The sequence below is a fragment of the Wenzhouxiangella sp. YN1 genome (genome assembly GCF_056324145.1).
In genome coordinates, this window is the sequence record NZ_JBJNIO010000031.1 from 1 (window position 1) to 2428 (window position 2428).

Annotated in this window: 2 protein-coding genes; both read right to left on the reverse strand. The window is 54.1% G+C overall.

What is annotated here, in order from left to right; translation table 11 throughout:
* Positions 1 to 259 precede the first annotated feature (259 nt).
* Positions 260 to 1792 (reverse strand): M56 family metallopeptidase, encoded by a 1533-nt coding sequence (locus tag ACEWQZ_RS00070; protein WP_476481034.1) that lies wholly within the window; start codon positions 1790 to 1792, stop codon positions 260 to 262.
* A partial coding sequence (locus ACEWQZ_RS00075; RefSeq protein WP_476481035.1) for a BlaI/MecI/CopY family transcriptional regulator occupies positions 1789 to 2428 on the reverse strand: 640 nt, incomplete at its 5' end. The genes ACEWQZ_RS00075 and ACEWQZ_RS00070, both read right to left, overlap by 4 nt.

Genomic DNA, 2428 nt, shown 5'->3' on the forward strand with positions numbered 1-2428 from the left:
GCTGGCGCAGACTGCGGGGCTTCCGGCAACTGGCCGATGTCGTTGCCGGCGTGAAGTTCATCGACGGAATAGATGAACGCAAAATCAGCAGGGACGCCGCTTGATGAGCCAGTGGTCATACACCAGACTTGACAGTAACTCTCACCTACGCGTCACGAAACCTTAAATTTGCCGAATTGAAACTGACGCCCCTGGACGCCGTAGGCGCCCGGGCAAGGTTCTCCTGGCCAAATACAACTCGCGCGGCCGGTCGTTCGTTCTATGCATTCTTGACCGTAAAACGCAATGTGATTAGCTGTTCATTTCGCTCATCAAAGAACCGGACGACGGCCTCAGTTCCAAGATTTACAAGGAGCCTAGGCTTGTTAAGCACAAGGAGGCTTCCGTCCTGGCGTTGACTTATTTCGCTTTCGATCAGAACCTGTTCTTGGTCGCCCCCGTCTATTATCTGCGGCTTCACACGCAGTACGAGGTTCTTTACGGAGACGCCGCTCCACTCTCCATTCTCGGAAATCAGTGTCACTGTTGCTGGGGCTTGATCATTCAGTTGGACACTGGCGTCAACCTGCAGAGATGCATCTGAATATACAGGTTCATGCGGAGCCCCCATACTTGTTAAGTAACTTAATTCGGTATTCTCGAAGACCGACATCAGTTCATGGGTTAGGGCGTTGCTGGGACTTGTTACACGCAGAATTTGGCGCCCCTCAGCACTCTCCTGGTGGAGTTCCACCGGCAATTCATCAGCGAGTTCAATCATAGCGTCTACGGCTTCGCCGCCGCCCCGGAACTCTGTATTTACGGTTGTTGTGTTGCGCCCCTTCTCCGATTCTTCCGTTGTTGTCACATGAAGCTCGTATATTTCCTCCTCTTGCTTTTCCACTGAGCCTCCAAGAGAAGGCGAAACCGCAATGAAAGCGCTCAGTAGAAACCCGAGAGCTCCGAAGATTATGTGCCGATATGTCATGGTACACCTCTGGTCCAGTTGTCTTATTCTTTCTAGGTTGAACCGCGTCCCGCCTAAAAAGGGCGAATCCGTCGGCCCGGCGTAGGCTTTAGCATTCCTCTGTAAGAGAGCTTTGGCTAAATGTGTCTGGTATCTGTGATCGACCTCTTGGCAGCAGCGATCACAGCTCAGTTCGATGTACTCGTCAGCACGGGCAGAGAAGAAGTGGACGATTGGGTTCCACCAAAAGGCGTGGCGGACGGCGCCAAGGAACAGGCGATAGTAGTTGTCCTTCTGTTGGATGTGCATGCACTCGTGTCGTAGTACGCCCACTAAGGCATCGCTGGCAACCAATTCTTGGCCCACCCAAATAACCGGCTTCCTGTATCCGCTGATAAAGGCGTTTCTCAAGCCGGAGACGATGCGCACCCGCACTCCCGGCAGACGAGACACGCCCGTATCCGGCCACAGGTCCTCACCGGACGATGAAACCTCTGCCAGTCTCTCCAGATGCAGGGCTTGAGCCACAAGCCGCATTGAAAAAACCATCAGGCCAAGCCCGCCTACAAACAGAAACAGTGTGAGAGGGTTGATCCAGTGCCGAGTGGGGTCTTGATTCGCCGCCTGCGCTACGACACCGGTAGCTTCCCACCACACGAGGACTGGCGCAGATACAGTCTCCGGCATCAGAAGACTCAAATCGATCAGCGGCCAAGGCACCAGCCAGCACCCTAGGGCCAGCAGGCAAATCCATAAACGGCAACGGGGAGGGGCATCCCGGTAGCTCCAGAGGATCCCGGCAATCAGGACGCTAAGGAGCGTGTTAAGCAGCAGGTAGTCTGTCATTGCGGTTCCCCCAGCTCCTTCTTCTTGCGGGCAATTAGGTTCTCGAGGTACTCAAGGTCTGACGCGTCGAGCCGCTCCTCCTCCAGGAGGTGGCTTAACAGGGGGCGCTTGTTTCCGCCGAAAACTCGATCAACGAAGCGCTCTACCAGGGGGCGCGACATCTGGTCGCGCTCGATAGCAGGCTCGTAGAAAATAGTGCGACCTTGTTTGCCACGGCGTTGCAAGGCCCCTTTTTCCTGCAGGCGATCAATGATCGTTTTTACCGTCGAATAGGTAACCGGACGCGCTTTTTGAATCGCCTTGTGGACTTCCGGTGCGGAGACGCGACCGCGCTGCCAAAACACCTGAAGCACCTGCAATTCAAAATCTGAGAGATCTTTCGACATCGGCGCTTTCTCTACATTTGTCGCAGTGATAACTACAAATGTAGAGAAGCGCGTCTGGGAAGTCAAGCCATTTGACTGCACCGGCTTTGCGAAAAAGTAAGGAGCGCTGGAGCTACGATCAAATCTGGTGTATGAGCTGACTTGAAAGCGGCGGCAACCCCTGCTGAAATTAGAGATGACGAAGTCACTGATTTCAGACAAGGAGAATGCCGCCATGAGCAACGATACGACAGTTCCATTCCTGAATCCA